At 72.4% G+C, this 1,165-nt stretch carries 1 protein-coding gene; it reads right to left on the reverse strand.

Features of this window, described 5'->3' with window-relative positions; translation table 11 throughout:
* Nucleotides 1-1,165 (reverse strand): beta-ketoacyl reductase (locus ACIQIB_RS39530; RefSeq protein ID WP_400764325.1); only part of this gene is annotated, 1,165 nt, incomplete at both ends.

The following is a 1,165-nucleotide window of genomic DNA, read 5'->3' on the forward strand; positions in this document are numbered from 1 at the left end:
CTCTCGGTGGTGGCGGCGGTGCGGCGGGTGCCGGTCGGCACCAACGCTCGCAGCAGCGAGGGGAGCTGGCCCTGCGGAAGCTCCCGCAGGGCGTTCGTGTCCAGGCGCATCGGCAGCGCGTGCGCTTGGCTGCCCGTGGCCAGGGCATCCAGCAGGCCGAGCGCCTCCTCGCTGGCCATGCCCGTCACACCGAACCTGGCCATCCGGCCCAGGTCCGAAGACCCCAGGTCACGGGTCAGCTCACTGCGCTCCTCCCACAGGCCCCAGCCCAACGACACACCTGGCAGGCCAAGTTCACGACGGTGGGCCGCCAACGCGTCCAGGAACGCGTTCGCAGCCGCGTAACTCCCCTGACCCGGCCCACCGAACGTGGCCGCCGCCGAGGAGAACAACACGAACGCGTCCAGATCACCGGCCAACTCGTGCAGATGCCACGCACCGTCGACCTTCGGCGCCAGAACGCCACCGACCCGCTCCTCGGTCAGGGACGACACCACGCCGTCGTCCACCACACCCGCGACATGGAACACCGCCGACACACCCTCGCCCACGGCCTCCGCGACCGTAGCGCGGTCGGCCACGTCACCGGCCACCACCAGCACTTCGGCGCCCAGCGCGCGCAACTCCGCCGCCAGGTCCTCAGCCGGCCTGCGCGACAGCAGAACGAGCTCCCGCACCCCGTGCTCCACCACCAGACGACGCGCCACCAGGCCACCCAGCGTGCCCGACGCACCCGTCACCAGCACACGGCCCGCCGACACCGGCGCCGGCACGCCCGCCGAAGCCCGCACCAGACGAGGCACCAGAACCACCCCGTCACGCACCACGAGCTGGGACTCCGCCGAACCGAGCGCCGCCGTCAGACCGCCGGCACCCAGCTCATCCACGTCCACCAGCACGAACCGCTCCGGATGCTCCGCCTGCGCCGAACGCACCAGACCCCACACCGGCGCATGCACCAGATCCACCGGCACACCGCCCACCGGCACCGCACCCCGCGTCAGCACCACCAACCGCGCCGACTCGAAGCGCTCATCCGCCAGCCACTCCTGCACCAGCTTCAGCGCCCCGGACACCGCACCCCGCGCAGCACCCGGCAGCACACCATCCCCGCCCAGCGGCACCACCACCACATCCGGCACCACACCCACCGACGCCAGCAAGG

The organism is Kitasatospora sp. NPDC092286, from assembly GCF_044755565.1.
Lineage (GTDB): Bacteria > Actinomycetota > Actinomycetes > Streptomycetales > Streptomycetaceae > Kitasatospora.